This window comes from Vallitalea sp. (assembly GCF_025211055.1).
Classification (GTDB): Bacteria; Bacillota; Clostridia; order Lachnospirales; family Vallitaleaceae; genus Vallitalea.
Genome location: NZ_JAOARO010000011.1, coordinates 1 through 3,546 on the forward strand (window position 1 = coordinate 1; position 3,546 = coordinate 3,546).

General features: G+C 32.1%; 4 protein-coding genes. All 4 read right to left on the reverse strand.

Going from position 1 to position 3,546, the window contains the following annotated elements; genetic code table 11:
• The coding region (locus N4A55_RS01690) for a RuBisCO large subunit C-terminal-like domain-containing protein (RefSeq protein WP_293753673.1) at positions 1-879 on the reverse strand (879 nt) is incomplete at its 3' end.
• Entirely contained in the window at positions 869-2,113 is a 1,245-nt protein-coding gene (locus N4A55_RS01695) for a Tm-1-like ATP-binding domain-containing protein (RefSeq protein ID WP_293753674.1), read from the reverse strand. The genes N4A55_RS01690 and N4A55_RS01695, both read right to left, overlap by 11 nt.
• A 14-nt stretch (positions 2,114-2,127) precedes the next feature.
• Entirely contained in the window at positions 2,128-3,144 is a 1,017-nt protein-coding gene (locus N4A55_RS01700; protein ID WP_293753675.1) for a zinc-dependent alcohol dehydrogenase, read from the reverse strand.
• A 72-nt stretch (positions 3,145-3,216) separates the two neighbouring features.
• A partial coding sequence (locus N4A55_RS01705) for a glycosyl hydrolase-related protein (RefSeq protein ID WP_293753676.1) occupies positions 3,217-3,546 on the reverse strand: 330 nt, incomplete at its 5' end.

The following is a 3,546-nucleotide window of genomic DNA, read 5'->3' on the forward strand; positions in this document are numbered from 1 at the left end:
CCCAGAACTAAGTCCTTCATACAACATACCTGCACTTGCATAATGTCCTAATATTGGTAATTTCACTTTTTTAGCTAAACTGTGAAGAGTGCTATAACCTACAGCAGCAAAATTAACCATAATTGCATCAGCACCTAAATCCCTAGCATGTTCAGCATTAACAAATATTTTGTCAACACTATCTGTAATATTTGCCACATACTTTGTTCTAGTTCCTGTTTTTTCAAATGCATGATTTGCAGCTTCTTTATATTTCTTTATTCTACTTGCAACTTTGTTAAAACTAGGATTAGCAAGAAGTTCATCATCTTTAATTAAATCAACTCCTCCAAGTGCTGTTTCATAAAATATTTTTGCCCCAATTTCTGGAGTAATTCCTGTACATGGTTTAATCATATTAAGTATTAATGGTCTATCATATACACCTGTCATTTCTCTTATACCATTCATTCCATAATTAGGCCCATTAAACTCTGAAACATACTTTTTGGGTAGTTGTAAATCAATTAACTTAACTTGAGCTGAAGTAGATGCATCATTTCCTAGTAATGTTGTTAATAACATTGGAAATTGTGCACCGAAATTAATTGTTGGAAAAGCTAGTTGAATAATATAAGCTCTCTTACCAGTCTCATCTTCCCTAACTAGTTCATAAGGAGGTACACTATATACATTAATAACTTTTCCCATATGTTTTTCTCTCATTGCTTCACTAATACCCGGTACTGGTAACCATGTTCCAAGTGTTTGTCCCACAGCAAAGGAGGCTACTTTGTCCATTACATTTTCTCTACAATCAAGTTCAATAAAATAACTAGCAATAACATAATCCTCATCTTTAACTTGTTCATAAAAACTAAATAATTGTTTATCTAGCATCTCTTACCTCCTTAATATATTTATGTAATAGCTTTGCAATTTCTATTGCAAATTCCTCATCGTTAATATGTGCTTTTGACTTAATTAATTCAATGTTTTGGTTACTTATTTCATTTTTCACTTCCATAATTCCATCTGCAAAACCACAATCTGATTCAGGTTCATATATTGGTCCACCTATACAATTTAACTGACTAAAACCACCTTCTGGCACAACAATACCAACTGGACCTAAACTGTCACCTGTTCTATTAGCAATATATCTTCCTACCATTTTCATTTCATCATAATTAGCCTTTACATGAGTATGAATTGGATTATGCTCAACCAATTTTCTATCACGCTTACTTTCTGGCACATTGGATAGTCCTCCGTATAGAATTATATCTGCACAACCAGGTATAATTACTTGTGGAATTCCTTTTTGTGTAGTAATTTTTAATCTGTCTTCATATGCTGGCATTAACCCATCAAATAGTCCATCTGTTATATCATGAGGACTTAAATCAAGGATTCCAGTCAATTTATCTTCCATAACTAATTCTTCCATAGCTTTGGCACCAATTCCATTACAGTGAAAAGTAATAACCTCATAACCTAATTCTTCCAAAACTTCTCTTGCTTTCATTGCACAAGGTGTTGTTACCCCTGCCATTGTTAACCCAATAGTTGGTTTATTATTAATATCATCAGAATCTACATTATTAGCCATACCTACAATAGCTCCTGCTGCTTCTTTAAACACTTTTCTAGTAATCATATTTAATCCGGAAATATCAGCAACCGAATGAATCATAGTTACATCTTTTGTTCCTATAAAAGGTCCAAAAGTTGCCTTACCATTAGCAACTGTAGATACCATAACTTTTGGAACACCTACTGGAAGACTTTTCATAGCTTTAGTAGCAAGTACAGTACCTTGTACGCCACCAAGTGAAATTACGCCTTGAACTTCTCCCTTATTATATAAATTCATGACTACTTTTTTAACGCCATTTGTCATAGTCTTAATAGCCGCATTTTTATCTCGTTTTTCAATGATTGCTTCAATAGAAGTACCCATACTTTCTGCTACTTGAAATCTTGTAATATCACTTTTCATCATTGGTTTACCAATAATTCCACAATCAATAACAGTAGTATCTGCACCAAGCTTTTCTATTTCATTTTTTAAAAAACTAAATTCTTCGCCTTTTGTATCTAAAGTACCTATTATTACAATGTTTTTTTTCATATTAAGCCTTCTTTCTATGGTACTAAGACTACTTTAATACCATACTCCAAATTAGTTGCTAATTGTTCAAATGCATTACTACCATCAGCTAATGGAACTTTTGTGATGATTTTTTCAGCATCAATAACACCTGTACTAATAAACTCAATAGCTTTTTGAATATCTTCATCTGTATAGCATTGAGTACCATATAGCTTGAATTCTTTTGTTACCAATGACATGAAGTCAATAGAAGTTTCTTTTGCTCCAAGAGCTAAAAATATAGCTACACCATTTTGTTTTAATACTTCTAGAGCCTGTTGTCTTGTTATAGAAATACCTGCTGCATCTACAACACATTCTGCTAAATCACCATCTAAAAATTCTCTAACTTGATCCATAGCATTTGCTTCCATACCATTAACTGTATAAGTGGCACCACATTCTTTAGCTTTTTCTAATCTGCTATTTACCACATCAACTGCAATAATTGTCTGAACACCTAAGTGTTTAGCAAGCTGAACTAATATTAATCCTTGTGCTCCTGCACCGAAAATAACCATTGATTTCGTATAAGTAGGTATACGACCTTTTAATCCATGTATAGATGTTGCTACTGGTTCAACTAATGAATAATAAGCAGTATCTAAATTACTTGGCACATGAAATACATAATGCTCTGGCATTTTGGCATATTCACTGAATCCACCATTTAATTCTCCACCAACTAACTTAGTATTTTTACATAAATTTGTTTTACCTGATCGACAATCTTCACAATGACCGCAATATAACATAGGTTGAACTACAACATGATCTCCAATAGTGAATCTGCTGACTTCATCACCACACTCTTCAATAATACCTGCAAATTCATGTCCTCTTATTCCAGGCAATGGCCAGTTGTTTTCCATACCTTTATACACATGCATATCAGTACCACAGATACCACAACCTAATACTTTAATTAATACATCTTTCTTACCTATTACAGGTCTATCAACTTCCTTATATTCCAATGTTTCATTTTCATTAACAACAAGTGCTTTCATCATATACCTCCTATTAAGATAGTTGCATAATTACGCAAAATCTGATTTTTATTTTCTATAAATGAATATTTTCTATTTAACTTTTAATGTTTTAATCTCATAAGGTTTTATGTTAAACTTAATACTATTATCATTTACTGAAAGATTACCAAGTTCTTCTTCTAATATATTGCTTTCCATAGCTTTTTCAATGTTAGTATCTATTCTCAAATTAACAGGTCCTCTTGTTCTATTATTTTCGTAAGCTCTTACGACTATAGATTCCTCATCTTCAGCACATTTTATAGTTTCAACAATCATATTATTGTTATCTACTTGAACAAATGAATATTTATCATTTCCATTATCTTCACTTGGTTTTTCAACGTGATGTAGAATTACTGGATAATTCAGTTCGTATGC

Excerpts from the sequence above, each read along its gene's own strand:
- N4A55_RS01695 (WP_293753674.1), bottom strand. The coding sequence starts at position 2,113 with ATGAAAAAAAACATTGTAATAATAGGTACTTTAGATACAAAAGGCGAA.
- N4A55_RS01700 (WP_293753675.1), bottom strand. The coding sequence starts at position 3,144 with ATGAAAGCACTTGTTGTTAATGAAAATGAAACATTGGAATATAAGGAA.